This is a genomic window from Streptomyces bauhiniae, from assembly GCF_004784475.1.
Classification (GTDB): domain Bacteria; phylum Actinomycetota; class Actinomycetes; order Streptomycetales; family Streptomycetaceae; genus Streptomyces; species Streptomyces seoulensis.
In genome coordinates, this window is record NZ_SRRT01000001.1 from 226,913 (window position 1) to 252,331 (window position 25,419).

A 25,419-nucleotide genomic window follows, 5' to 3' on the forward strand; every position below is an offset into this window, starting at 1 on the left:
ACCGGTCCGTGGTGACGGCCGCTCAGCGTGCCTGGTCCGCCAGGTACTTGTGGACCTTGGCGAGGGCCTCGCCGTGCAGGGCGTCGCCCGCCGCGAGCAGCGACGGCAGCAGCTCCCGCTCGGTGGTCACCGCGCGGAACTGCGTCGCCGCCGTCACCCCGTGCTCCGGCCGGTGCACGATCTCCACCACGTCCCCCGCCCGTATCTCCCCCGGCTCGATCACCCGCAGGTAGGCCCCCGTGACGGCCTTCCGGGTGAACCTCTTCACCCAGCCCGGCTCGGCCATATGGCCCTGGAACGTCCGGCACGGAATCCGCCCCGACGTCACCTCCAGCACCACCTCGGACCCGATCCGCCAGCGCTCCCCGATCAGCGCCCCGGAGACGTCCAGCCCCTCGGTGGTCAGGTTCTCCCCGAAGAAACCGTTGGACAGCGGCCGGCCCAGCTCGCGCTCCCAGTCGTCCAGGTCCTCGCGCGCGAAGGCGTACACCGCCTGGTCGTCCCCGCCGTGATGGCGCAGCTCGCACACCGCGTCCCCGGCCAGCCCGCTGCCGCCGACCCCCTTCGGCCCCGGCGCCGCCACCCGCACCGGGCCCTCGACGGGCCGCTTGTCGATGCCCGTCACCCCCTCGGCCTGGTCGGTGTACGGCACGGCGCGGGGTCGCCCCAGATTGACGGAGAGAAGCTTCATGCGCGCACGGTACGTGACCGTCGCCCAAAGCGTCGACGCGATATCGGGTCCCTCTCCCAAGCACCGCTTATGCTCGAAGGGTGATCGAGGCCCGCCATCTCCGCGTCCTGCGCGCCGTCGCCGCCACCGGTTCCTTCTCGGCGGCGGGGCGCGAACTGGGCTGCACCCAGCCCGCCGTCAGCCAGCAGATGAAGGCCCTCGAAGCCTCCGTAGGCACCCCGCTGCTGGTCCGGGGCGGCCGCGAGATGCGGCTGACCCAGGCCGGGGAGGCCCTGGTCAGGCACGCCTCCGGCATCCTCGCCGGGCTCACCGCCGCCGAGGAGGAGGTCGCCGCCATCGCGGGTCTGCGCGCGGGCCGGGTCCGGCTGGTCTCCTTCCCCAGCGGCACCTCCACCCTGGTCCCCACCGCGCTGGCCGCCCTGCGCGCCGCCCACCCCGGCACCCGCGTCTCCCTGGAGGAGGCCGAGCCGCCGCGGTCGGTCGAGCTGCTGCGCGAGGGCGACTGCGACGTGGCCCTCGCCTTCCGCTACCAGGGCGCCCCCGCCACCGAGGAGTGGGACGACCTGGTGGTACGACGGCTGCTGACGGACCGTCTGGTCGCCCTGGTCCCCGAGCGGCACCGGCTGGCGGGCGCCGAGTCCGTCGCCATCGGGGAGCTGGCCGAGGAGCCCTGGATCGCGGGCTGCCCGCGCTGCCGGGGGCAACTCGTGCAGGTCTGCGAGGGCGCCGGGTTCACCCCCCGCATCGACTTCGCCACCGACGACTACCCGGCCGTGGTCGGCCTGGTCGGCGCCGGCCTGGGCGTGGCCGTACTGCCCCAGCTCGCGGTGGAGTCGGTACGGCCCAGGGGAGTGCGCGTGGTCCGGCTGGAGCCCGCGGTACGACGGGAGATCGTCGCCCTCACCCTCCCCGACCTGGCCCAGGTCCCGGCCGTGGCCGCGACACTGGAACAGCTCGGCAGGGCGGCCTCGCGGGGCTAGAAAGGGCTGGGCACGGCTCAGGGGCACGCGGGTGCGTGCCCGGATGGATGCAGAAACGTTCCTTCAGGCGTGGGAGCCGGGGCCCCCGCTGGTGGTGGACACCAGGCGGTTGCGCGCCCGGCCCATCAGCTCTTCGCGCTCGTCCTCGGTCAGCCCGCCCCAGACGCCGTACGGCTCACGCACCGCCAGCGCGTGGGCCGCGCACTGCGCTCGGACCGGGCACCGCATGCAGACCTCCTTGGCCGAGTTCTCACGTGCACTCCGCGCCGCACCGCGCTCGCCCTCCGGGTGGAAGAAGAGCGAGCTGTCCACCCCTCGGCAGGCTGCCAGCAACTGCCAGTCCCACAGGTCCGCGTTCGGTCCGGGAAGGCGGGAGAAATCTGCCATTACGTGACCCCTTGTAGCCGTTCTGGGCGGATACCGTGCCTTCGACCGTACATCTCCGGTCTAAGGAGATGAAAATATGACTCATTGCGAATCTAGCCTCAGACACTGAGAAATGGGACCAAAAGCGACTAAATGGGGCACAGGTTGTGCGGAAAACCTGTGGGTCCGCCGCGCGTGACGGCACTGTGTCGGAGCCCTCACGTAGAGTGCCGAAGTCAGTACGCCGACCCGTAACTCTTTCGGGTGACCGTCGTTGAGAGTGCGGAGGCGGTTGAAAACACAAGTGCTCGGGCAGGCGTCCGAGACGGTCGACCGCACAGGTGACGATTCCGTACCAGCCTGGAGGCTCAAGGTGACGCGCATCAGCTCCGGAGGGCGGTCATGACTTCCGTCCTCGTCTGCGACGACTCCCCGCTTGCCCGAGAGGCGCTTCGCCGCGCGGTTGCGACCGTGCCCGGCGTCGAGCGCGTGACGACGGCTGCCAACGGCGAGGAAGTCCTCCGCCGCTGGGGCGCCGACCGCTCCGACCTCATTCTCATGGACGTACGCATGCCCGGACTGGGCGGCGTCGAGACCGTGCGCCGTCTGCTGTCCGCCGATCCGGGCGCGCGCATCATCATGCTGACCGTCGCCGAGGACCTCGACGGCGTCGCCCTCGCGGTCGCCGCGGGTGCGCGGGGCTACCTGCACAAGGACGCCTCCCGCGCCGAGCTGCGGGCGACGGTGACGCAGGCCCTCGCCGACCCGACCTGGCGGCTGGCCCCGCGCCGGCTGCGCTCGGCCGAGATGGGCGCGGCGCCCACGCTCACCGCGCGCGAGATCCAGGTGCTGGAGGGCATGAGTCACGGCCGCTCCAACGCGGAGATCGGCCGCGAGCTGTTCCTCTCCGAGGACACCGTCAAGACCCACGCCCGGCGCCTGTTCAAGAAGCTCGGCGCCTCGGACCGCGCCCACGCGGTGGCACTCGGCTTCCGCTGGGGACTGGTCCGGTAACGCAGTGCGCGGCCGCTGCGCTCGGCCTTGGCCGTGGGGGTCCTGGCGGGCGTCGGAGGGTGTGTGCGGGCGCCCGGTGGTGGTCCTGGCCGGTGCCGGGCCGGGTGTTCTCGCCGGGGTGCTCTCGGCCGGTGCGGGCGGGGCTCGTTGGTCCGGTTCGCCGGGGGCGCCGGCAGTGGATTCGGTGTCCGCCGATGCCGGGGGTGCGCTCGTGGTTGGCGGCCGGGTGGCCGCCGGGCGCGGGTCGAGTCCCGCCTGCGGCGGTGCGCTTCGCGGCGGCGGCCACGCCGGCTCGGGTGAGAGTCGTCGGGCGGGGCCGGTCGCGGCCGGTGCCGGATGCGGCTCGGCGTGGTCGGGCGCCGGAGGTGCTGTTCGTCCGCGCGGCCCGGCGGAGCCGCCGTCGGCCGAAGGCGGTACCCGTCCGTCAGGGCTGAGCCGCTTCACCGGAGACACCGCTGCTCACGGGCACCCCCGTGCCGCCCCCGCCGGAGGCGCGCGTGGCGGAAACGGTTCCGTTCGAGCCCCGCGAGGGACCGCGTGCTGCTTGTTTCGGTGGGGATGCCGCATCCTTGAGGTGTGGAGTCTCTCGGGGACGAGTCGAGCGAGCGGAAAACGAGCGGAAGGGGAGGGCGCAGGAGATGAGTGCCGGCGCACCTGCTCATAACGCTTCGGTGCACAACCACGAACGCGATGCCACGGACCGGACGGCCGCAAGGCACCATGGACCGATGCGCGACGACGAGGCGGGCACGGCCCCCGGGCCGATCGGCCCCCTGGTACACCGTGCCGTCGACGGGGACGAGCAGGCCACGCACGACCTGCTCGCACACGTCCACCCCCTCGCCCTGCGCTACTGCCGCACCCGCCTGTCCCGGCTGCCCGGCGACGCCCGCCACTTCGTGGAGGACCTCGCCCAGGAGGTCTGCGTGGCGGTGCTGCTGGCCCTGCCGCGCTACCGCGACACCGGCCGCCCCTTCGAGGCGTTCGTCTTCGCCATCGCCTCCCACAAGGTGGCCGACCTCCAGCGCGCCGCGATGCGCCACCCCGGCTCCACCGCCGTCCCCTCGGACGAGATGCCGGAGCGCCCCGACGACTCCCTGGGCCCCGAGGAGCGCGCCCTGCTCAGCTCCGACGCCGCCTGGGCGAAGAAGCTGCTGGCCAACCTCCCCGAGAACCAGCGCGAACTGCTGCTGCTCCGGATCGCCGTGGGCTTGACCGCGGAGGAGACAGGGCAGATGTTGGGAATGTCACCAGGAGCGGTACGAGTGGCCCAGCACCGCGCGCTGAGCCGCCTGCGCGCCCTGGCCGAGCAGTAGCCCACGAGGCTCCCGTACTGAAATTCGTACGAACATACGAAGCCTGAAGCGCCCCCGTAGCGTGGAATTTGCTCACGACGCTTCCCGTTAGCATGGACATCCGCACCGATCAAGGCCATTTGGGGAAGGTGTCATGACTGCCAACGTCGACGGAGTGCCCGGTAAATTCCAGACACTCGGGCTGACCTACGACGACGTGCTGCTGCTGCCGGGCTCGTCGGACATGGCGCCCGACGACATCGACACCGCCTCGTACGTCTCCCGGAACGTGCGGGTCAACATCCCGCTGCTGTCCGCGGCCATGGACAAGGTGACCGAGTCCCGCATGGCGATCGCCATGGCCCGTCAGGGCGGCGTGGGCGTGCTGCACCGCAATCTGTCCATCGAGGACCAGGCCAACCAGGTCGACCTGGTGAAGCGGTCCGAGTCGGGGATGGTCACCGACCCGATCACCATCCACCCGGAGGCCACGCTCGCCGAGGCCGACGCGCTGTGCGCCCGGTTCCGGATCAGCGGTGTGCCGGTGACGGACAACGACAAGAAGCTGCTCGGCATCGTCACCAACCGCGACATGGCCTTCGAGACCGACCGCGCCCGGCGTGTCCACGAGGTCATGACGCCGATGCCGCTGGTCACCGGCAAGGTCGGCATCTCCGGCCCGGAGGCCATGGAGCTGCTGCGCAAGCACAAGATCGAGAAGCTGCCGCTGGTCGACGACCGCGGTGTGCTCAAGGGTCTGATCACGGTCAAGGACTTCGTCAAGGCCGAGCAGTACCCGAACGCGGCCAAGGACTCCGAGGGCCGGCTGCTGGTCGGCGCGGCGGTCGGCGTGGCCGGCGACTCCTTCGAGCGCGCCCAGGCGCTGATCGAGGCGGGCGCCGACTTCATCGTCGTCGACACCGCGCACGGTCACTCCCGGCTGGTCGGCGACATGATCGCCAAGATCAAGTCCAACTCCTCCGGCGTCGACGTCATCGGCGGCAACATCGCGACCCGTGACGGCGCCCAGGCGCTGGTGGACGCGGGCGCTGACGGCATCAAGGTGGGCGTCGGCCCCGGCTCGATCTGCACCACGCGTGTGGTCGCCGGCGTCGGTGTCCCGCAGGTCACCGCGATCTACGAGGCCGCGCTGGCCGCCAAGGAGGCCGGGGTCCCGGTCATCGGCGACGGTGGTCTGCAGTACTCCGGTGACATCGCCAAGGCCCTGGTCGCGGGCGCCGACACGGTGATGCTGGGCTCGCTGCTCGCGGGCTGCGAGGAGTCGCCGGGCGAGCTGCTGTTCATCAACGGCAAGCAGTTCAAGTCGTACCGGGGCATGGGCTCGCTGGGCGCGATGCAGACGCGCGGCGACCGCAAGTCGTTCTCCAAGGACCGGTACTTCCAGGAGGGCGTCGCCTCCGACGAGGCGCTGATCCCCGAGGGCATCGAGGGCCAGGTGCCCTACCGCGGTCCGCTGTCCTCCGTGGTGCACCAGCTCGTCGGCGGTCTGCGCCAGTCGATGTTCTACGTCGGCGGCCGTACCGTCCCGGAGCTGCAGGACAACGGCCGGTTCGTCCGGATCACCTCGGCGGGTCTCAAGGAGAGCCACCCGCACGACATCCAGATGACGGTCGAGGCGCCGAACTACAGCAGCAAGAAGTGACGCACGCGCACGCGTGCCGGTCGTGACGAGGGCGGTCCCGGAGCATCCGGGACCGCCCTCCGCTTCGCCGGGGACGGCCATCGCGGGCCCCGTCGGGGATACTGGAAGACGCTGTAAGCATCAGGGAAAGGCATGACGTGACTGAGATCGAGATCGGGCGCGGCAAGCGCGGCCGCCGGGCGTACGCCTTCGACGACATCGCCGTCGTCCCCAGCCGCCGTACGCGGGACCCGAAGGAGGTCTCGATCGCCTGGCAGATCGACGCCTACCGCTTCGAGCTGCCGTTCCTGGCCGCTCCCATGGACTCGGTCGTCTCCCCGGCCACCGCGATCCGCATCGGTGAGATGGGGGGCCTCGGCGTCCTCAACCTCGAGGGTCTGTGGACCCGGCACGAGGACCCGCAGCCGCTGCTGGACGAGATCGCGGAGCTGCCGGCCGAGGCCGCCACCCGCCGCCTCCAGGAGATCTACGCGGCTCCGGTCAAGGAGGAGCTGATCGGGCAGCGCATCAAGGAGGTGCGGGACGCCGGTGTGGTCACGGCCGCCGCGCTCTCCCCGCAGCGCACCGCCGAGTTCTCCAAGGCGGTCGTCGACGCGGGCGTGGACATCTTCGTCATCCGCGGCACCACGGTGTCGGCGGAGCACGTGTCCTCCTCGCACGAGCCGCTGAACCTGAAGCAGTTCATCTACGAGCTGGACGTGCCGGTGATCGTCGGCGGCTGCGCCACGTACACCGCGGCCCTGCACCTGATGCGCACCGGCGCGGCGGGTGTGCTGGTCGGCTTCGGCGGCGGCGCCGCGCACACCACGCGCAACGTGCTGGGCATCCAGGTCCCGATGGCGACCGCGGTCGCCGATGTGGCCGCCGCCCGCCGCGACTACATGGACGAGTCCGGCGGCCGGTACGTGCACGTGATCGCGGACGGCGGGGTCGGCTGGTCCGGCGACCTGCCCAAGGCGATCGCCTGCGGCGCCGACGCGGTGATGATGGGCTCCCCGCTGGCCCGTGCCACGGACGCGCCCGGCAAGGGCCACCACTGGGGCATGGAGGCGGTCAACGAGGAGCTGCCGCGCGGCCAGAAGGTCGACCTCGGCACCGTCGGCACCCTCGAGGAGGTCCTCACCGGCCCCTCCCGCACCCCCGACGGCTCCATGAACTTCTTCGGCGCCCTCCGCCGCGCCATGGCCACCACGGGCTACAGCGAACTGAAGGAATTCCAGCGGGTGGAGGTAACGGTCGCGGACAGCCAGCACCGCCGCTGATCTCTTCTTACGCTGAAAGGGCCCGGTCATCTCGACCGGGCCCTTTCGTGCGCGCTCAGAGGCGGTGCGCCGCGCCCGTCGGGGTTGCTCCTCGGGTGTCGAGGAGGAGTTGGGCTTTTACGGAGAGGCCCTGGAGGTCGTAGGTGCGGTGGGGTTGGAGGAGGAGGGTGAGGTCGGCGGCGGCTGCTGCTTCGTAGAGGGAGTCGGCGCGGGGGACGGGGCGGTCCAGGACGTGCCAGGCGGGGATGTGGGGGTCGTGGTAGCTGATGGAGGCGCCGAGTTCCATCAGGCGGACGGCGATCTCGTGGGCGGGGGCGCCCTGCTGGTCGGCGAGGTCGGCCTTGTAGGTGACGCCGAGGAGGAGGACGCGGGCGCCGCGGGCGGACTTGCCGTGCTCGTTGAGGAGGGCGGCGGCGCGCTGGACGACGTAGTGCGGCATGCGTTCGTTGACCTGCTGGGCCAGCTCCACCATGCGCAGGCCCCGGCTGGCGTGCCCGGTGAGGTCCTGCGGCACACCGTGGCCGCCGACGCCCGGCCCCGGTCGGAACGCCTGGAAGCCGAACGGCTTGGTCTCCGCGCAGCGGATCACGTCCCACAGGTCGACGCCCAGCTCGTGGCAGACGACGGCCATCTCGTTGACGAGCGCGATGTTGACGTGCCGGAAGTTGGTCTCCAGCAGCAGTACCGCCTCCGCCTCGCGCAGCCCCCGCGCGCGGACCACCTTGTCGGTGAGCCGGCCGTAGAACGCGGCGGCCGACTCGGTGCAGGCCGGGGTGAGGCCGCCGATGACCCTCGGGGCGGGAGCGTGGTCGCGGCTGCCGGGGTCGGTCCGGCTGGGGGAGTAGGCGAGGTGGAAGTCGCGCCCGGCGCGCAGTCCGGAGCCCCGCTCCAGGATCGGCCGCAGCAGTTCCTCGGTGGTGCCGGGCAGGACGGGCGACTCCAGGATGACCGTGGTGTGCGGGCGCAGCCGCTCGGCCAGCGTGCGGGCGGCCGCCTCGACCTGGCCGAGGTCGAGTTCGCCGTCGGCCCCGCGCGGGGTGGGCGCGCAGATGACGGCGGTGCGGACCCGGCCGAGCTGGGCGGGGTCGGTGCTGGGCCTAAAGCCGGTGGAGCGCATCCGGCGCAGTTCGGCGGGGCTGAGCGACCCCGCCTCGGGGCCGGTGGCGTACCCGATGGTGGGGATGCCTGCGGCGACGGCGGCCTGGGCCAGCGGCAGGCCGTAGGGACCGAGTCCGATGACGGCGAGATCTGCGGGCATGGCGTGGGCCGTCCTTCCCGATAGCCGAAGTGGGAATGGTGCGCAAGCCCGGTGGACCGCCTGAGCGAGCGCACAGTCAGACTAGGTACAAATATGACCGTTATGTGTGATTGTGTTCGTGTGTCTTCCGGGTGTCTCGGGGCGATACACGCAGGTTGTCCACAGGCTGGGGGCCCGTGGTGGCCGAACCCGGCCGGGCCCGCCACACTTTTGAGCATGAGGTTCTGGGCATGAGGAGGGGACGAAGGGGCGGCGCCGCACCGGGCGCGGCCCATCAGGGGGTTTGCGAGAGCGGGAGGCAGCGGTGAGGACAGCGACCCTAGACCCGGCGCAGCGCGCCGAGGCACTGGCGGAGATGGCCGAGCGCGAACTGGACGTGCTGGTGGTCGGCGGCGGCATCGTGGGCGCGGGCACCGCCCTGGACGCGGCCACCCGTGGCCTGTCCACCGGCCTGATCGAGGCGCGGGACTGGGCGTCCGGCACCTCCAGCCGGTCCAGCAAGCTGATACACGGCGGCCTGCGCTATCTGGAGATGCTCGACTTCCCGCTCGTCCGCGAGGCACTGAAGGAGCGCGGCCTGCTGCTGGAGCGCCTCGCCCCGCACCTGGTCAAACCGGTCCCGTTCCTCTACCCCCTCCAGCACCGCGGCTGGGAGCGCCTGTACGCGGGCACCGGCGTCGCCCTGTACGACGTGATGTCCATGGCGAAGGGCCACGGCCGCGGCCTGCCCACGCACCGCCACCTCAGCCGCACCCGCGCCCTGCGCGTCGCCCCCTGCCTGCGCAAGGACGCCCTGGTCGGCGCCCTGCAGTACTACGACGCCGAGGTGGACGACGCCCGCTTCGTCGCCACCCTGGTCCGCACCGCCGCGTCCTACGGCGCCAAGGTCGCCAACCGCGCCCGCGTCACCGGGTTCCTGCGCGAGGGCGAGCGGGTGGTCGGGGTCCGGGTGGAGGACGTGGAGGGCGGCGGGGAGTACGAGATCCGCGCCCGCCAGGTGGTCAACGCCACCGGGGTGTGGACCGACGACACCCAGGGCCTGGTGGGAGAGCGCGGCCAGTTCCACGTCAAGGCGTCCAAGGGCATCCACCTGGTCGTGCCCAAGGACCGCATCCACTCCAGCACCGGCCTGATCCTGCGGACCGAGAAGTCCGTCCTCTTCGTCATCCCCTGGGGCCGGCACTGGATCGTCGGCACCACCGACACCGCGTGGGACCTCGACAAGGCCCACCCGGCCGCGTCCAGCGCCGACATCGACTACCTGCTGGAGCACGTCAACTCGGTCCTCGCGGTACCGCTCACCCGTGACGACGTCGAGGGCGTCTACGCGGGCCTGCGCCCCCTGCTGGCCGGCGAGTCCGAGGCCACCAGCAAGCTGTCCCGCGAGCACACCGTGGCCCACCCGGTGCCCGGCCTGGTGGTCGTCGCGGGCGGCAAGTACACGACATACCGGGTGATGGCGGAGGACGCCGTGGACGCGGCGGTGCACGGCCTGGACCGCAGGGTGGCCGACTCCGTCACCGAGGAGATCCCGCTGCTCGGCGCCGAGGGCTACCCGGCGATGTGGAACGCCCGCGAGCGCATAGCCGAGCGCAGCGGCCTGCACGTGGCCCGCGTCGAGCACCTGCTGAACCGGTACGGCTCGATGGCCGACCAGCTCCTCGACCTGATAGCCGCCGACCCCACCCTCGGCGAACCCCTGCGATACGCGGACGACTACCTGCGCGCCGAGATCGTCTACGCCGCCTCCCACGAGGGCGCCCGGCACCTGGACGACGTCCTCACCCGCCGCACCCGCATCTCCATCGAGACCTTCGACCGGGGCACCCGCAGCGCCCGCGAGGCCGCCGAGCTGATGGCACCGGTGCTCGGGTGGGACGAGGACCAGATCGCCCGCGAGGTCGAGCACTACGAGAAGCGGGTCGAGGCCGAGCGCGAGTCCCAGCGCCAGCCCGACGACCTCACGGCGGACGCGGCCCGGCTGGGGGCGCCGGACATCGTCCCGCTGTAGGGCGAGGTCCATTCACTCGAACGAGTGGCCGGGTGCGGGATCTCCGTTCCCGGCCCGCTCGTTCAAGGGGGTGTGGGGGCACAACTCGGGGGCGGGCAGGGCCCGTTAGACATGGGGGCCTGGTGCCGCGCGGGCGGATTCGGCGCAGCCGGTGATGCCGCTGGTGCGGAGGAGAAGGGTGCGCCGGGTGGGGCTGGATTCGCCGCCGGAGTGCCGTGTCCCGGCGCGGAGTCGGGGCAGGAGTCCGGGGAGGTTCCGTTCGACTGTGCCGGACAGGGAAAGCCGGTGTTGGGGGTGAGCAGCAGAGCCACGAGAACCGGTATGGACAGGACTGTCCGAAGGGTCGGCATCCCTGGCTCCTGCCGCGCCGGGGGACATCATCCCGGCAACTGGAACATCTGGTTCACAGGGGCCGCCGACATGGCGGACGAGGTGCGCCCGGAGGGGCCCCCTGGGCGTCGGCCGGTTGCCGGGTGAGGGACAATGAAGGCTCTGTCAGGGCGGGTTGCATGAGGGGACGCATGTCGGAGGCGGAGCGGGCGGGGTCATCCCGTCAGGAGACTCGTCAGGGCAAGAACGAGCGTCGTCTTCTCGCCGGGCGGTACCGGCTGGGGGACGTGCTGGGCCGGGGCGGCATGGGCACGGTCTGGCGTGCCGAGGACGAGACCCTGGGCCGGACGGTGGCGGTCAAGGAGCTGCGGTTCCCGTCGAACATCGACGAGGAGGAGAAGCGCCGCCTGATCACGCGCACGCTGCGCGAGGCCAAGGCGATCGCCCGTATCCGCAACAACAGCGCGGTGACGGTCTTCGACGTGGTCGACGAGGACGACCGGCCGTGGATCGTCATGGAGCTGGTCGAGGGCAAGTCCCTGGCCGAGGTCATCCGTGAGGACGGCGTGCTGACGCCCCGTCGGGCCGCCGAGGTCGGGCTCGCCGTGCTGGACGTGCTGCGGTCCGCGCACCGCGAGGGCATCCTGCACCGCGACGTGAAGCCGTCCAACGTGCTGATCGCCGAGGACGGCCGGGTCGTGCTCACCGACTTCGGCATCGCCCAGGTCGAGGGCGACCCGTCCATCACCTCCACCGGCATGCTCGTCGGCGCCCCCTCCTACATCTCCCCGGAGCGGGCCCGCGGGCACAAGCCCGGTCCCGCCGCCGACCTGTGGTCGCTGGGCGGCCTGCTGTACGCGTCGGTCGAGGGCGTGCCGCCGTACGACAAGGGGTCGGCCATCGCCACCCTGACCGCCGTGATGACCGAGAGCCCCGAGGAGCCCAAGAACGCGGGCCCGCTGGGCGACGTCATCAAGGGCCTGCTCACCAAGGAGCCCGAGCGGCGGCTCGACGACGCGGGCGCGCGGGCCATGCTCAACAAGGTCATCCGCGCCGGTGACGCCGAGCCGCTGGACGCCACGCGGGTCGTGCCGATCCCGGCGCAGGCCGATTCCCCCGATTCCGCCGGGACCAGGCGCGAGGAGTCCGGCGACAAGGTGCGCGGCGCGCTGCGTTCGGTGCGCAAGGCCGCCGGTGCCGCGTCGGCCGCGGCTGCCACGCGGTCGAAGAGTGAGTCCGGCGCCACGGCCGGCGCCGGTGGGCGCGGGACGTCCGCCGCGCCGAACTCCAGCGCGAACAAGCCAAGTTCGAGCTGGCCCGTGATGCCCCGGCCCGACATGGACCTCCCGCCGAGGCCGGCGCCGAAGGCGTCGCTCACCGATGTGGTGCCCCGGCGGACGCTGATCGTCATCGCGGTGGTGATCGCCCTGCTCCTGGTGGTGGTCGGCACTGTCCTCGCCCTCACCCTCGGCGGGGACGACGACAAGGGCACCGGCGCCCAGGGCGCGCCCAGCGCGAGTTCCTCGACCAAGCGGGACCCGGACAAGGGCGGCTCCGGCGCGACCGGTCCCGACGGCTCGGGCTCCGCGCCCGCGACCGACGGCTCCCGCTCCGGCGAGGCCAGTGACGCGAGCACCGCCGACGACTCCGACGGCAAGGGCAGTAGCGGCGATGCGGACGACGACTCCGCCGGCTCCTCCGGGAAGAAGGGCTCCGGGAGCGCGCCCGTCGTGACGACCCGCAAGAGCTCCCAGGGCTACTCGATCGGCCTGCCCAAGGGCTGGAAGTACGGGTCGTCGAGCGCCGCGGGCGACCGTTACACCGGCCCCGACGGGCAGAAGCTGCTCGTCGCCTGGACCAGCACGCCCAAGAGCGACCCGGTGAAGGACTGGGAGAACCAGGAGCGCTACATGGTGCGCTCCCAGTACGACCGCATCCGGATAGCGAAGGTGGACTACCGGGGCTGGAACACGGCCGACTGGGAGTTCACCTACGTGGACGGCGGCACCAAGTACCGCTCCATCGACCGGGGTTTCGTGGTCAACGACCACCTCGGGCACGCGCTGATGTACACCGCGAAGAGCGCCGGCTGGGACGACGCGCTGCGCGAGGACACCTGGAAGACGCTCACGACGTCCTTCGAGCCCAAGTCGTGACCTGAACGAGTTCGGGTTGGGAGCCTGTAATCGCTCATCCCCTCGGTGCGGGTTGCCTCCGGCACGTATCGTGAATGGTTGAGAACCGTACGCAGCCGGGTGTGACGCGTGACGGGCGGTGAACGATCGCGGGCGACCGGAACGGCAGGGGGTGGCAGACGTGGACGACTACGCGGGGCGCGTGCTCGCCGACCGCTACCGCCTGCCGCTGCCGCCCTCCGACGAGTACGAACTCACCGAGACGTACGCCTTCGACACCTACAGCGGGCAGGAGGTGCTGGTCCGTCAGGTGCCGTTGCCGGAGGTCGTCGAGGCCGAGGTGATCGACGCCGAGGGACTGCCCGAGGGGTTCACGGCGCGTGAGCGCGGCCGTCGCGCCCCGGCGGGCCGCAGCGCCACCCGTACGCCCAGGGACCCCGCCGTGCGGCGCGCCGTGGAGGCCGCGCAGGCGGCGGCCCGGATACCGGACCACCCGCGGCTGGACCAGGTCTTCGACGTGTTCGCCGAGGGCGGTTCGCTGTGGATCGTCAGCGAGGCGGTGTCGGCGCGCCCGCTGTCCGCGCTCCTCGCCGAGCAGCCGCTGTCGCCGTACCGGGCGGCCGAGGTCGCGGCCGACGTGGTGATGGCGCTGCGCGTGCTGCACGCCCACGGCTGGACCCACCGCAACATCACCGCCCGCACGGTCCTGGTCTGCGACGACGGCCGGGTCATGCTGACCGGCCTCGCGGTCGGCGCGGCGGAGGAAGCCCTCTGCGGGTACGACCCCGTTCCGGCCCAGGACGGCCCGGAGGACCACCCGGTGCCGGACCAGCGGCAGCCCGGCGGGAGTGTCGTACCGCGTACGGCTGCCACGGCGGCCGTCGCCGACACGGACCCCGAGGCCGCACGGCGTGCCGCGATCCAGGCGCGCGTGGCGGGCGGACTGCCCGCACCCGCCGCCGACTCCGGAGCCCCCGCGCCGGCTCTGCCGCGTCCCATGGAGAGCGGGGACGACATCCGGGCCGCGCGCGCCGGGGCCATCGCCGCGTACCGCGCGGGGGCGCGCGCTGCCGCCCGCGTACAGGAGTCGCAGCGGGGCGGCCGTACCGCCCTGCCGGGTGCGTGGACGCCCGCCGAGGGGGAGATCGCGGAGGAGGGCGGCAACCCGCCCGGTTACGTGGCCGACCCGTACGGGGTGGCCGGACGCCCCTGGCACGGCGCGGCGCCCCGCCAGGCCCAGCCGGAGGCGGCGCCGCCGTACCCGTTGAACCCCGCCCAGCCGGGCGTGCCCGCGCCGCCCCGGCCCGCGCTGCCCGCGCAGAACGGCGGCGGGCCCGGCGTGTCCGGGTGGGACGAGCCGGAGACGGCCGGGGCGCGGCGCGGGCCCGGTACCGCCATCGCGGCCGAGCGGTCGCGGCACATGCGGATGACCGTGGTCGGCCCGGTGACCGAGCGGTGGGCGCCGGAGCAGGCCGGGCCGGTGCACGAGAACTGGCAACTGGCCGCGCCCGTCGGCCCCGCGACCGACCTGTGGGCGCTCGGCGCGCTGCTCTTCCGTGCCGTCCAGGGCCACGCGCCCTACCCGGAGGAGTCCACCGCCGAGCTGGTGCAACTGGTGTGCGCGGAGCCGCCCGCCTATGCCGAGGAGTGCGGGCCGCTGCGCCCGGTCGTGGAGTCGCTGCTGCGTCAGGACCCCACCGAGCGGCTGGACTTCGAGGAGCTGAGCGGCTGGCTGCGCTCGCTGGTGCGCTCCGCGCCCGAGCCGGACGCCGGTGCCCATGTGGTGCCGGTGCCGCCCGCCGACCCGACCCGGCTGCCGATAGTGCGCCGGCGCGGTGAGCTGGCCCGCTGGCGGCGCCGCAACAAGGCGCCGGTGCCGCATCCGCACGCCCGGCACAAGCGGGCCCGGCAGGAGGCGCAGGGTTCCCCGCGCAGCCTCGGCCGCACCCTGCTGCTGCTCGTCCTCCTGCTGCTGGCCGGGGCCGTGGCGTACGCGGTGATGTTCATGCCCAAGCAGGGCGAGGACGGCGACCGCGCCGGAGCGGCGGGCCAGGCCAGCCCCGCGCCCTCCCACGAGCGGCAGCCGTCCCAGGAGCCAAGCACCCCGGACGACGGGCCCACCGCGTCCTCGCCCGCCACCGAGACCCAGACCGGCGGAGGCGCGGCGGCGGACGGGTTCACCCTGCGCACCGACCCGGCCGGTTTCAAGGTCGCCGTCGCCAAGGGCTGGTCGCACGCGCCGCGCAACGGCAGCGGCCAAGTGGTGTACTCGCACGGCAACTTCGAGCTGGTCGTCGTCCCCGGCCGGGACAGTACGTCCACCTACGGCAGCGATCCGATGGTGTACCAGCGGGACAAGGAACGGGAGTTGCAGCCGTACCGCGACTCCAGTTGGGCCACCGCGTCCGGGCTGCGCACCATCGAGGTGGGCGGACGGACCATGGCCGAGGGGCAGTTCACCTGGACCGACGCCCAGGGGCGCGACCTGTTCGTGCGGAACATGGCGATGCTGCTGAACGGGCGGTACCACATCGTGCAGGTGCGCGGCCCGGAGGCGGAGCGGGACGAGGTCACCCGGCTGTACGACCAGGCGACGGCCACCTACCGCTACACCGGCTGAGGCGACGCTCCGACAGCGCCCTTTGCGGAAGCGGGCGTTCGGTTGCGCGGACTGTGCGGAAGCGACAACAGTCACAGTGCGGATTCCGTGGCACCCCGCCGGTTCCCTGGGCGGGGGCCGGTCCATAGTCTGACCCTGACAAGAGCATTGCGGGGCAACGTGAATCAGATGCAGGGCCAGCTCGTGGCGGGCCGCTACCGGCTCACCGATTCCATCGGCAGCGGCGGCATGGGACGGGTGTGGCGCGCCCATGACGAGGTGCTGCACCGGAAGGTCGCCGTCAAGGAGCTGACCGCGGCGCTGTACGTCTCCGAGAGCGACCAGCACGTGCTGCTGGCCCGTACCCGCGCCGAGGCCCGCGCGGCCGCGCGCATCAACCACTCGGCCGTGGTCACCGTGCACGACGTGCTGGAGCACGACGGGCGTCCGTGGATCGTGATGGAGCTGGTCGAGGGCGAGTCGCTGGCCGACGCGGTCAAGGAGCGCGGGCGGATCGAGCCCCGCGAGGCCGCGCGGATCGGGCTGTGGGTGCTGCGGGCGCTGCGCGCGGCGCACACGGCAGGGGTGCTGCACCGCGATGTGAAGCCCGGCAACGTCCTGCTGGGCCGGGACAGCCGGGTGCTGCTCACCGACTTCGGCATCGCGCAGATAGAGGGCGACAGCACCATCACTCGTACGGGTGAGGTCGTCGGCTCGGTCGACTACCTCGCGCCGGAGCGAATACGCGGCCACGACCCCGGTCCCGCCTCCGACCTGTGGGCGCTCGGGGCGACGCTGTACACCGCCGTCGAGGGCCGCTCGCCGTTCCGCCGCACCTCGGCGCTGGGCACCATGCAGGCCGTCGTGGAGGAGGACGCCGAGGAGCCCCGCAACGCCGGCCCCCTCGCCCCGGTCATCGCCGCCCTGCTGCACAAGGACCCCGCCCGCCGCCCGGACCTGGCCACGGCCGAGCGCATGCTGGACGACGCGGCGGCGGGCCGCCCGACGCAGACCGCGCCGGTGTACACCGCGCCCCCGCAGCACACCGCTCCCGCGCCCCGCGACACGGCCGTCACCCCGGTGACCCCGGCCCGGCGCGGCCACCGCACCCGCATGCTCGCCCTGGCCGCGGCGGCCGTCCTGGTCTTCGGCGCGAGCCTGACCGTCGGCTACCTCCAGTGGGGCGGCGGCCACCACACGACGGGCACGGACGACCCCAGCGAGAGCCCGTCCGCGTCGGCCACGAACAGCTCCAACGCCGTCCCCGACGACTGGCAGCGGTACGACGACCCGGTCGGCTTCAGCCTCTCCCTGCCCAAGGGCTGGCAGCGGTCCGTCTCCATCGACAAGGACGGCCTCCGGCAGGTCGACTACTCACCCGACCGCGGCAAGCACCTCGTCCGGGTGGCCGTCGACACCGACCCGGACTTCCGCACCTCCTACGAGCACCTGACCGACCTGGACCAGCGGGTCTCGGCGCGGCTGCTTCAGTACCAGCGGCTGGTCCTCAAGGAGGAGGTCTTCCGCGACGAGCCGGGCGCCCGCTGGGAGTACACCTGGAACGCCCTGGCCAAGGACGGCCCCCACTACTTCCCGGGCCCGTACCACGCCATCGACGTCGGCTACATGAACCCCGACAACACCGAGTACGCCCTCTACTCGTCCTCCCCGGCCGACGACTGGCCCACCACCAAGAAGCAGTTCACCTGGATTCTGCGGAGCTTCCAAGAGGGCTGAACCGGCCGCCACTGTCGTACCTTGGCCGGTCAGCGCCCCGGAGGGGGTGGGTCCGGTGCGGCATGATGGGCGGTATGGGGACCGAGGGGCACGACCTCCGTGTGGTCGCGGGCCGTTACCGCCTTGAGGCGCGCATCGGTCGCGGCGGGATGGGTGTCGTCTGGCGGGCCGACGATCTGGTGCTGGGCCGTCAGGTGGCCGTCAAGGAACTCACCCTGGACGACTCGCTGTCCGAGGAGGACGCGCGCCGGCGCCGGGAGCACTCCTTCCGGGAGGCGCGGGCGGTCGCGCAGTTGCGGCACCCGCACATCATCGTGGTGCACGACGTGGTCGAGCAGGATGAACGCCCGTACCTCGTCATGGAGTTGATCGACGGCTGCTCGCTCGCCGAGCGCATCGCCGCAGGCGGCCCGCTGGACGCCGCCGAGGCCGCCCGGATCGGCGCCGACCTGCTGAGCGCGCTGGCCACCGCGCATGCGGCCGGGGTGCTGCACCGGGACATCAAGCCCGCCAACGTACTGCTGGAGTCCGGCACCGACCGGGTCGTGCTCACCGACTTCGGCATCGCGCGGGTCGCGGGCGCGACGACGCTCACCGAGACCGGTTCCTTCGTCGGCTCGCCCGAATACACCGCGCCGGAGCGGATGTCGGGGCTGCGCGGCGGCCCCGCGTCCGACCTGTGGTCGCTGGGCGCGCTGCTGTGCGCCGCGCTCAGCGGCGAGTCGCCCTTCCGGCGCGACTCGCTCGGCGGCATCCTGCACGCCGTCGTCACCGACGAGATCCGGCCGCCCGCCGAGGCCGGCCCGCTGCTCCCCGTCGTCCGGGGCCTGCTGGAGCGCGACCCCGAACTCCGGCTCGGCGCGGCGGACGCCGAGCGCATGCTGCGTACGTACCTGGAGACCGGCAGCATGCCGCCCGCGTCCGGTGTCCCCGCCGCCGCGCGCACGCTCCGGCTGCTCGGCGCGGTACGCGGCACCAAGTCCGACACGCCGCCACCGCTTGAGGCCCCGCAGAGCCCCGCCCGGCCGGCGTCCCCGAGGCGGGCGAGGCTGATCGCCGCCCTGCTGGTCGCCGCCGTCGCCGGAGCCGCGGTGTCGGCGGCGGTGCTGATGCTGCACGAGAACCGGGGCGGCACCGACGACGCGCCCGGCGGACCCTCCGCCTCCCGCACCCCAGGCCCCACCGGCACCCGGGCGCCCTCCGGCTACCGCACCGCCCGCGACCCCGCGGGCTTCGCCCTGGCCGTGCCGGACGGCTTCACCCGCGAACGGCAGGGCGAGCGCGTCTTCTACCTCTCCGCCGGGGGCGTCTTCCGCCTCGGCATCAAGATCTCCCCGCCGGAACCGGGCGGCCCCGCCGCTGTCCTGGAACGCCTCGCGGCCGAGGGCGCCGACAGCAACCCCGGCTACCGCGACGGCCGCGTCACCGAGACCAGCCACGAGAAACACCCCGCCGCCCTCTGGGAGTTCACCTGGAACGGCTACACCCCCGCCGAGGGCCCCCGGCACACCTACGACCTGTGCTGGGAGGAGGGCGGCCGGATGTACGACGTGTGGGTCTCGGGCCCGGTCGGCAAGGTGCGCGAGGCCCGCGAGCACTTCGACGTGGCCGTGGACACCTTCACCGTCACGGCCCCCTGAAAGCACCTCCGCTTGGTCACGGCTCTGTGACCGGTTCTCGTACCCCCTGGCTGGGGGCCCGGACCGCTTGGTAGGCATGAACCATGAGCAGCGACGGGGGAGTCGGCCGCGCGGCCGACGACACGACGAGTTTTGTACTGCGCCCACCGGACAAGGAGCCGGGGCAGCCGGCCGTACCGGCGCAACCGCCCCAACCGGCCGGGGAACCCGGTGCCGGGCGGCTGATCGCGGGCCGGTACCGGCTGCTGGGCAAGCTCGGGCACGGTGGGATGGGCACCGTGTGGCGGGCCAGGGACGAGACGGTGGAGCGCGAGGTCGCCGTCAAGGAACCCCGCGTGCCCGAGCACCTCTCCGAGCGCGAACGCGCCAACGTCTTCGAGCGGATGCGCCGCGAGGCCCGCGCCGCCGCCCGTCTCGACCACCCGTCCGTGGTGGACATGCACGATGTCGCCGTGGTCGACGGCCGCCCCTGGATCGTCATGGAGCTGGTGCACGGCCGCTCCCTCGGCAGCGCCCTCCAAGAGGGCACGCTGGATGCGCGCGAGGCGGCCCGGATCGGCCTGGACGTACTCGGCGCGCTGGAGACCGCGCACGCGGCGGGCGTCCTGCACCGGGACGTGAAGCCGGACAACGTCCTGCTGGGCCGGCACGGCCGGGTCGTCCTCACCGACTTCGGGATCGCCCAGATCGAGGGCGAGACCCAGCTCACCGACACCGGCGGCTTCGTCGGCTCGCCCGAGTACACCGCGCCGGAACGGGTGCTGGGCCGGCGGCCGGGACCGGCGAGCGACCTGTGGTCCCTCGGCGTGGTCCTGTACACGGCGACCGAGGGCGTGTCGCCGTTCCGGCGCAGCAACACCCCGGCCACCCTCCAGTCCGTACTGCACGCGACCCCGGCGCCGCCCGCCGCGCGGGGCCCGCTGGCCGAGGTCATCGACGGCCTGCTCCGCAAGGACCCCGCCGCCCGGCCGACGGCACCGCAGGTACGCGCCCTGCTGGAGGCCGCCGTACGGCCCCCGGCGCCGCCGCCGCGCACGGTGGCCGCACCCGGGTGGCGGCCGGGCAGGAAGACCTGGCTCGGGGCCGGGGCGGCCGTGGTGGTGGCCGCGATCGCGGGCTGGCTGGTGCTGGCCGACCCGTTCGCGGGCCCGCTGCCGGACGGCTGGACCGACCGGAAGGCGCCCGCGCTGGGCGCCACCCTCGCCGTACCGGAGAGCTACCGGGTGAAGCTCCCCGAGAAGGACGACACCGACAAGAACTGGGTGTCGTACTCCGACTTCAGCGGTGCCGTCTCCGTCGTGCTGAGCCTGGACCGCAAGGGCGACGACTCCCTGAACGACATCCAGAGCAACGCGGCCGCCCAGATGTACGCCGACGACGAGAAGTTCAAGAAGGACGGCGCCTACCAGCTCGACATGCCGGGCGGTGCGAAGACGAAGCCGGACGGCTCGGCCACGTACCAGGGGCGGAAGGCGGCACGGAACACCGTCTCGTACACGACCGACGACACGCAGAACCCGCTCCCGCGCGAACTCCAGCTCTTCTACTACCGGACCGCGTCGGGCGACATGTACAAGCTCGTCGTCGGCTATCCGGGCAAGGGCGACTTCACCGCGCGGGGCCGTGAGGTGGCCCGGCAGGCGATCGCCGGGGTGCGCTTCGACAAGCCCTGAAACCGGCCGAGTTGACGGCGTGCGCCCGCGTCGACAAGCGCCGGGTGCGCGCGGTACTGATGGGGCATGAGTGACGACGGCGCACCCCCGCTCGACGATCCCTTGCTCGGCGGGCGCTACCGGCTCCTCGAACGGGTCGGGGCCGGGCCGACCGGCACCGTCTGGCGCGCCCGCGACGAGCGGGACGGGGACCTGGTCGCCGTCAAAGAGCCGCGGTTGCCGGGCAGTTCGGCGGGCGAGGAGGCCGGGCGGACCGCGCACCGGCTGCGGCGCGAGGCCGGCGCCGCCGCCCGCGTACGCCATCCGTCCGCCGTACGGGTCCTGGACGTGGCCGATGAGGACGGGCTGCCCTGGATCGTCATGGAGTGGGTCGAGGGCGAGTCGCTGCGCGAGACCGTGGGGCGCGGTCCGCTGCCGCCCGCCGAGGCGGCCAGGATCGGGCTCTCCGTGCTGGGCGCGCTGCGCGCCGCGCACGCCGTCGGCATCGTGCACCGGGACATCAAGCCCGCCAACGTGCTGATCGAGTCCGGCACCGGGCGCGTGGTCGTCACCGACTTCGGGATCGGCGACGGGCACACCGAGCACGCCCCCGAGGGGTTCGTCGCGCCGGAGCGGTCGTCCGGGCGGGGCGGGCCCGCCTCCGACCTGTGGTCCCTCGGCGCGCTGCTCGCCGCCATGACGGCCGGCGCCCCCGGCCCGCTCGCCCCACTGCTGGACCGCCTGCGCACCCCGGCCCCCGAGGCCCGGCCGGACGCGGCGGAGGTGGCGGCGGAGTTGGCGAGATGTGCCGGGGTGGCAGCCGAGGAGGCGGAACCCGCACCCGCGAGGGAGCCCACCCGGACCGTCGTGACCCCCGCCCCGGTCGTCCGCCGGACCCCGCTCGCGGCCCTCGGACTGCTGCTGTCGAAAAAACCCGGCGCCGAGTGACCGGGCCGACAACGCGCTGATCAGCACGTTTACCGCCAGTGATCACTGGCGGAATGTGTGCGGCCGGTGAAACCCCGTTACCGACGGGTACCCAAAGGGGAAGCCACCGGCATACCCTGCCGCTCATGACGGACTCGCAGGCCCCGGAAGTCACCGGCACCAACCCGATCGCCCCGGCCCCCGAGGGCGTGCGCACCGCCGCCGACGTGGTCACCCCCGAGCTGCTGGCCCAGCTCACCAAGGGCGTCACCGGCTCCGGCCGGACCAGCAACCACACCCCGCTCACCGGGGCCAAGCTCGCCGACCTGCCCGAGTCCACCCTGGACGACGTCGCCGCCGCCTTCGAGGCCGCCCGCGCCGCCCAGCGGGTGTGGGAGCGGACCCCGGTGCGCGAACGGGCCGCGGTGCTGCTGCGCTTCCATGACCTGGTGCTGGAGCGCCAGTCGGAGGTGCTCGACCTCATCCAGCTCGAGACCGGCAAGGCGCGGCTGCACGCCCACGAGGAGGTGCAGGCCGTCGTCGTCGCCGCCCGGCACTACGGCCGCCGCGCCCCCGCCTACCTGCGCCCCAAGCGGCACACCGGCGCCATGCCGACCCTCACCAAGGTGACCGAACTGCGCCACCCGCGCGGGGTCGTGGGCCAGATCGCCCCCTGGAACTACCCCCTCGAACTCTCCGTCGGCGACGCCCTGCCCGCCTTCGTCACCGGCAACGCGGTCGTGATGAAGCCCGACACCGAGACCTGCCTGACCGCCCTGTGGGCCCGTGACCTGCTGATCGAGGCCGGACTGCCCGCCGGGGTCTTCCAGGTGGTCCTCGGCGAGGGCCCGGTGGTCGGCCCGGAGATCGTCCGGCACGCCGACTACGTCTCCTTCACCGGCTCCACCCGCACCGGCCGCGAGGTCGCCCAGGGCGCCGCCGCCCGTCTGATCGGCGTCTCCCTCGAACTGGGCGGCAAGAACGCCATGCTGGTCCTGGAGGACGCCGACATCGAGAAGGCCGCCGCCGGTGCCGTGCGCGCCTGCTTCTCCTCGGCCGGCCAGCTCTGCATCTCCATCGAGCGGCTGTTCGTGCACGAGTCGGTCGCCGACGCCTTCCTGGAGCGCTTCGCCGCCCGCACCAAGGCCATGCGGCTCGGCACCGCCCTCGCCTACGGCGCCGACATGGGCTCACTCGCCGGGGAACGCCAGCTCAAGGCCGTCGAGGCGCATGTGACCGAGGCCGTCGCCAAGGGCGCCAAGGTGCTCGCGGGCGGGGTGGCCCGGCCCGACATCGGCCCGTACTTCTTCGAGCCGACCATCCTCGACGGTGTCGACGACACCATGTCCGTCTGCGCCGAGGAGACCTTCGGCCCGGTCGTCTCCGTCTACCGCTTCGGCTCCGACGACGAGGCCGTGGAGCGCGCCAACGCCACCCCGTACGGCCTCAACGCCTCGGTGTGGACGACCAGTCCGAAGCGGGGCCTGGAGATCGCCGCCCGGCTGCGCACCGGCACGGTCAACGTCAACGAGGGGTACGCCCCCGCGTACGGCAGCGCCCAGTCCCCGATGGGCGGCATGAAGGACTCCGGCCTCGGCCGCCGCCACGGCTCCGAGGGCATCCTGAAGTACACCGAGGCCCAGACCGTCGCCCGCCAGCGGCTGCTGCCCATGGCGCCCTCGCTCGGTATGGACGACGCCGCGTACGCGGCCTTCATGAGCCGCAGCCTGAAGGTGATGAAGGCGCTCCGCTTCCGCTGACCACCGTATCGCCGCCCGATCCGCCCGTTCCACCACCGTTCTCGACGAGGAGAGCACGTGCCGCAGGAGAAGACTGTCCCCACCCGGAACGAGGAAGGGCGCGAAGGGCGCGACGACGGTTACGACTACGACGTGCTCGTGGTCGGCTCCGGCTTCGGCGGCTCGGTGACCGCCCTGCGGCTGACCGAGAAGGGCTACCGCGTCGGCGTCCTGGAGGCGGGCCGCCGCTTCACCCCGGCCACCCTGCCCCGCAACTCCTGGGACCTGCGCAACTACCTCTGGGCCCCGAAGCTCGGCCTGTACGGCATCCAGCGCATCCATCTGCTGGGCAACGTCATGGTGCTGGCCGGCGCGGGCGTCGGCGGCGGCTCCCTCAACTACGCCAACACCCTGTACGTACCGCCGAAGCCGTTCTTCGAGGACGCCCAGTGGCGGCACATCACCGACTGGCACGCCGAGTTGTCGCCGTACTACGACCAGGCCAAGCGGATGCTCGGGGTGCGGCTCAACCCGACGACCACCCCCTCCGACACGCATCTGAGGGCGGCGGCGCAGCGGATGGGCGTCGGCGACACCTTCCACATGGCGCCGGTCGGCGTGTTCTTCGGGGACGGCGAGGACGCCGACGGCACGGCGAAGGCGCGGGCCGGCGAGCAGGTGGCCGACCCGTACTTCGGCGGCGTGGGGCCCGCGCGGCGGGCGTGCACCGAGTGCGGCGAGTGCATGACCGGGTGCCGGCACGGGGCGAAGAACACCCTCAACGAGAACTACCTGTACCTCGCGGAGAAGGCGGGCGCGGTGGTGCACCCGCTGACCACCGTCGTCTCCGTCACGGACGACTCGCGCGGCGGCTACGCGGTCGCCACCCTCCCGACCGACCGCAAACGCACCGGCCAGGGGCGGCTGTTCACCGCCCGCCGGGTCGTCCTCGCGGCCGGCACCTACGGCACCCAGACCCTGCTGCACCGCATGAAGGCCAGCCATCTGCTGCCCCACCTCAGCGCCCGGCTCGGTGACCTCACCCGCACCAACTCCGAGGCCCTGGTCGGCGCCCAGACCGACGACCGGCGCTACCGCAAGGCGCACGGCGCGGACAAGGTCGACTTCACGCGCGGGGTGGCCATCACGTCCTCCGTCCACCCGGACGCCGACACCCACATCGAACCGGTCCGCTACGGCAAGGGTTCCAACTCGATGGGCGGGCTCACCATCCTCCAGGTGCCCTACGCCGAGGGCTCCTCGCGCGTTCTCGGCTGGCTCGCGCACGCGGTCCGGCACCCGGTGCAGCTCGTCCGCTCGGTCTCCAACCGGCGCTGGTCGGAGCGGACCATCATCGGCCTGGTGATGCAGTCGCTGGACAACTCCCTGACGACGTATCTGAAGCCCGGCGGCGTCGGCAAGGGGCTGCTGACCGCCCGGCAGGGCCACGGCGCGCCCAACCCGACCCAGATCAAGGCCGCCACCGAGGCCGCCTCCGCGCTCGCCGCCGAGATCAACGGCTTCGCGGGCAGCAACGTCGGCGAACTGATGGGCACCCCGCTGACCGCGCACTTCCTCGGCGGCTGTCCCATCGGCGACTCCGCCGAGACCGGCGTGATCGACCCGTACCACCGGCTGTACGGGCACCCCGGCATCTCGGTGGTGGACGGGGCGGCGGTCTCCGCGAACCTGGGCGTGAACCCGTCGCTGACGATCACCGCGCAGGCGGAGCGGGCCATGTCGTTCTGGCCGAACAAGGGCGAGGAGGACCCGCGGCCGGCGCCGGGGGCGGCGTACGAGCGGCTGGAGGCGGTGGCGCCGCGCACTCCGGCGGTTCCGGCGGACGCCTTCGGCGCGCTGCGGCTGCCGTTGCTGGCGGTGCCCGAGGTGCCGCGCAAGAAGGGCTGAGTTCCTGCGGGAAAGAGACAGGGACCTGCGTCCCCCTCCGAACGCAGGTCCCTCGATTCTCACCGTTTTCTTGATCCCGGTGCCTGGTTCGATGCGTGAGGACGCCCGGGGGTTGTACCGGTGGCCTGTATTCCGGTGTGGTGTCGATCACATCTGAGGGTGGGCATGACGAAGGGCCCCGCGGGACTCGGCCGCGGGGCCCTTCGTCGTCG

The 25,419-nt window shown here is 72.9% G+C and carries 17 protein-coding genes; 14 read left to right on the top strand and 3 right to left on the bottom strand.

The window, feature by feature from the left end; all coding sequences use genetic code 11:
* Nucleotides 1-22 precede the first annotated feature (22 nt).
* Nucleotides 23-691 (bottom strand): MOSC domain-containing protein, encoded by a 669-nt coding sequence (locus E5083_RS01190; protein ID WP_135783714.1) that lies wholly within the window; start codon nt 689-691, stop codon nt 23-25.
* Between the two features lie 80 nt (nt 692-771).
* Between E5083_RS01190 and E5083_RS01195 the strand changes: the two genes are divergently transcribed.
* Nucleotides 772-1,671: a LysR family transcriptional regulator gene (locus tag E5083_RS01195; protein WP_135783715.1), complete on the top strand. Its 900-nt coding sequence runs from the start codon at nt 772-774 to the stop codon at nt 1,669-1,671.
* A 63-nt stretch (nt 1,672-1,734) separates the two neighbouring features.
* Here the strand turns inward: E5083_RS01195 and E5083_RS01200 are convergent, their stop codons facing one another.
* Nucleotides 1,735-2,058: a WhiB family transcriptional regulator gene (locus tag E5083_RS01200; protein ID WP_030811804.1), complete on the bottom strand. Its 324-nt coding sequence runs from the start codon at nt 2,056-2,058 to the stop codon at nt 1,735-1,737.
* Nucleotides 2,059-2,439: 381 nt separating this feature from the next.
* On the opposite strand from E5083_RS01200, the gene E5083_RS01205 reads away from it, so the two are divergent.
* From E5083_RS01205 to E5083_RS01220, 4 genes are all read left to right on the top strand, one after another.
* The gene (locus E5083_RS01205; protein WP_003948568.1) at nt 2,440-3,051 is read left to right on the top strand and encodes a response regulator transcription factor; all 612 of its coding nucleotides are present in this window, start codon (nt 2,440-2,442) and stop codon (nt 3,049-3,051) included.
* 728 nt (nt 3,052-3,779) lie between these two features.
* Nucleotides 3,780-4,367 carry a sigma-70 family RNA polymerase sigma factor gene (locus E5083_RS01210; RefSeq protein ID WP_030811807.1) on the top strand — a complete coding sequence of 196 codons (588 nt, stop codon included), beginning with the start codon at nt 3,780-3,782 and terminating at the stop codon, nt 4,365-4,367.
* Nucleotides 4,368-4,500: 133 nt separating this feature from the next.
* Nucleotides 4,501-6,009, top strand: a complete 1,509-nt coding sequence (gene guaB, locus E5083_RS01215; protein WP_135783716.1) for an IMP dehydrogenase — start codon at nt 4,501-4,503, stop codon at nt 6,007-6,009.
* 137 nt (nt 6,010-6,146) lie between these two features.
* Nucleotides 6,147-7,271, top strand: a complete 1,125-nt coding sequence (locus E5083_RS01220) for a GuaB3 family IMP dehydrogenase-related protein (protein WP_030811813.1) — start codon at nt 6,147-6,149, stop codon at nt 7,269-7,271.
* 55 nt (nt 7,272-7,326) lie between these two features.
* On the opposite strand, the gene E5083_RS01225 is transcribed toward E5083_RS01220, so the two are convergent.
* Nucleotides 7,327-8,529 (bottom strand): nucleotide sugar dehydrogenase, encoded by a 1,203-nt coding sequence (locus E5083_RS01225; protein WP_135783717.1) that lies wholly within the window; start codon nt 8,527-8,529, stop codon nt 7,327-7,329.
* Between the two features lie 304 nt (nt 8,530-8,833).
* Between E5083_RS01225 and E5083_RS01230 the strand changes: the two genes are divergently transcribed.
* From E5083_RS01230 to E5083_RS01270, 9 genes are all read left to right on the top strand, one after another.
* A complete protein-coding gene (locus E5083_RS01230; protein WP_135783718.1) occupies nt 8,834-10,540 on the top strand; it encodes a glycerol-3-phosphate dehydrogenase/oxidase in 1,707 nt (568 codons plus the stop codon).
* Nucleotides 10,541-11,061: 521 nt separating this feature from the next.
* Entirely contained in the window at nt 11,062-13,026 is a 1,965-nt protein-coding gene (locus E5083_RS01235; RefSeq protein ID WP_208753904.1) for a serine/threonine-protein kinase, read from the top strand.
* Between the two features lie 160 nt (nt 13,027-13,186).
* Nucleotides 13,187-15,625, top strand: coding sequence for a protein kinase (locus E5083_RS01240; protein WP_135783719.1), 2,439 nt, complete (start codon nt 13,187-13,189; stop codon nt 15,623-15,625).
* 168 nt (nt 15,626-15,793) lie between these two features.
* Complete coding sequence (locus tag E5083_RS01245; protein ID WP_135783720.1) at nt 15,794-17,341, top strand: serine/threonine-protein kinase; 1,548 nt, start codon at nt 15,794-15,796, stop codon at nt 17,339-17,341.
* Between the two features lie 74 nt (nt 17,342-17,415).
* A complete protein-coding gene (locus tag E5083_RS01250) occupies nt 17,416-18,981 on the top strand; it encodes a serine/threonine-protein kinase (protein ID WP_135783721.1) in 1,566 nt (521 codons plus the stop codon).
* 83 nt (nt 18,982-19,064) lie between these two features.
* Nucleotides 19,065-20,654 carry a serine/threonine-protein kinase gene (locus tag E5083_RS01255; protein WP_135783722.1) on the top strand — a complete coding sequence of 530 codons (1,590 nt, stop codon included), beginning with the start codon at nt 19,065-19,067 and terminating at the stop codon, nt 20,652-20,654.
* 66 nt (nt 20,655-20,720) lie between these two features.
* Nucleotides 20,721-21,581, top strand: coding sequence for a serine/threonine-protein kinase (locus tag E5083_RS01260; protein ID WP_135783723.1), 861 nt, complete (start codon nt 20,721-20,723; stop codon nt 21,579-21,581).
* A 125-nt stretch (nt 21,582-21,706) separates the two neighbouring features.
* Nucleotides 21,707-23,320 (top strand): succinic semialdehyde dehydrogenase, encoded by a 1,614-nt coding sequence (locus E5083_RS01265; protein WP_135783724.1) that lies wholly within the window; start codon nt 21,707-21,709, stop codon nt 23,318-23,320.
* A gap of 57 nt (nt 23,321-23,377) precedes the next feature.
* Nucleotides 23,378-25,207: a GMC family oxidoreductase N-terminal domain-containing protein gene (locus tag E5083_RS01270; protein ID WP_279632427.1), complete on the top strand. Its 1,830-nt coding sequence runs from the start codon at nt 23,378-23,380 to the stop codon at nt 25,205-25,207.
* Nucleotides 25,208-25,419 lie beyond the last annotated feature (212 nt).

Excerpts from the sequence above, each read along its gene's own strand:
- E5083_RS01190 (WP_135783714.1), bottom strand. The coding sequence starts at position 691 with ATGAAGCTTCTCTCCGTCAATCTGGGGCGACCCCGCGCCGTGCCGTAC.
- E5083_RS01225 (WP_135783717.1), bottom strand. The coding sequence starts at position 8,529 with ATGCCCGCAGATCTCGCCGTCATCGGACTCGGTCCCTACGGCCTGCCG.
- E5083_RS01205 (WP_003948568.1), top strand. The coding sequence starts at position 2,440 with ATGACTTCCGTCCTCGTCTGCGACGACTCCCCGCTTGCCCGAGAGGCG.
- E5083_RS01210 (WP_030811807.1), top strand. The coding sequence starts at position 3,780 with ATGCGCGACGACGAGGCGGGCACGGCCCCCGGGCCGATCGGCCCCCTG.
- E5083_RS01250 (WP_135783721.1), top strand. The coding sequence starts at position 17,416 with ATGGGGACCGAGGGGCACGACCTCCGTGTGGTCGCGGGCCGTTACCGC.
- E5083_RS01265 (WP_135783724.1), top strand. The coding sequence starts at position 21,707 with ATGACGGACTCGCAGGCCCCGGAAGTCACCGGCACCAACCCGATCGCC.
- guaB (WP_135783716.1), top strand. The coding sequence starts at position 4,501 with ATGACTGCCAACGTCGACGGAGTGCCCGGTAAATTCCAGACACTCGGG.
- E5083_RS01245 (WP_135783720.1), top strand. The coding sequence starts at position 15,794 with ATGCAGGGCCAGCTCGTGGCGGGCCGCTACCGGCTCACCGATTCCATC.
- E5083_RS01255 (WP_135783722.1), top strand. The coding sequence starts at position 19,065 with ATGAGCAGCGACGGGGGAGTCGGCCGCGCGGCCGACGACACGACGAGT.
- E5083_RS01260 (WP_135783723.1), top strand. The coding sequence starts at position 20,721 with ATGAGTGACGACGGCGCACCCCCGCTCGACGATCCCTTGCTCGGCGGG.
- E5083_RS01200 (WP_030811804.1), bottom strand. The coding sequence starts at position 2,058 with ATGGCAGATTTCTCCCGCCTTCCCGGACCGAACGCGGACCTGTGGGAC.
- E5083_RS01235 (WP_208753904.1), top strand. The coding sequence starts at position 11,062 with ATGTCGGAGGCGGAGCGGGCGGGGTCATCCCGTCAGGAGACTCGTCAG.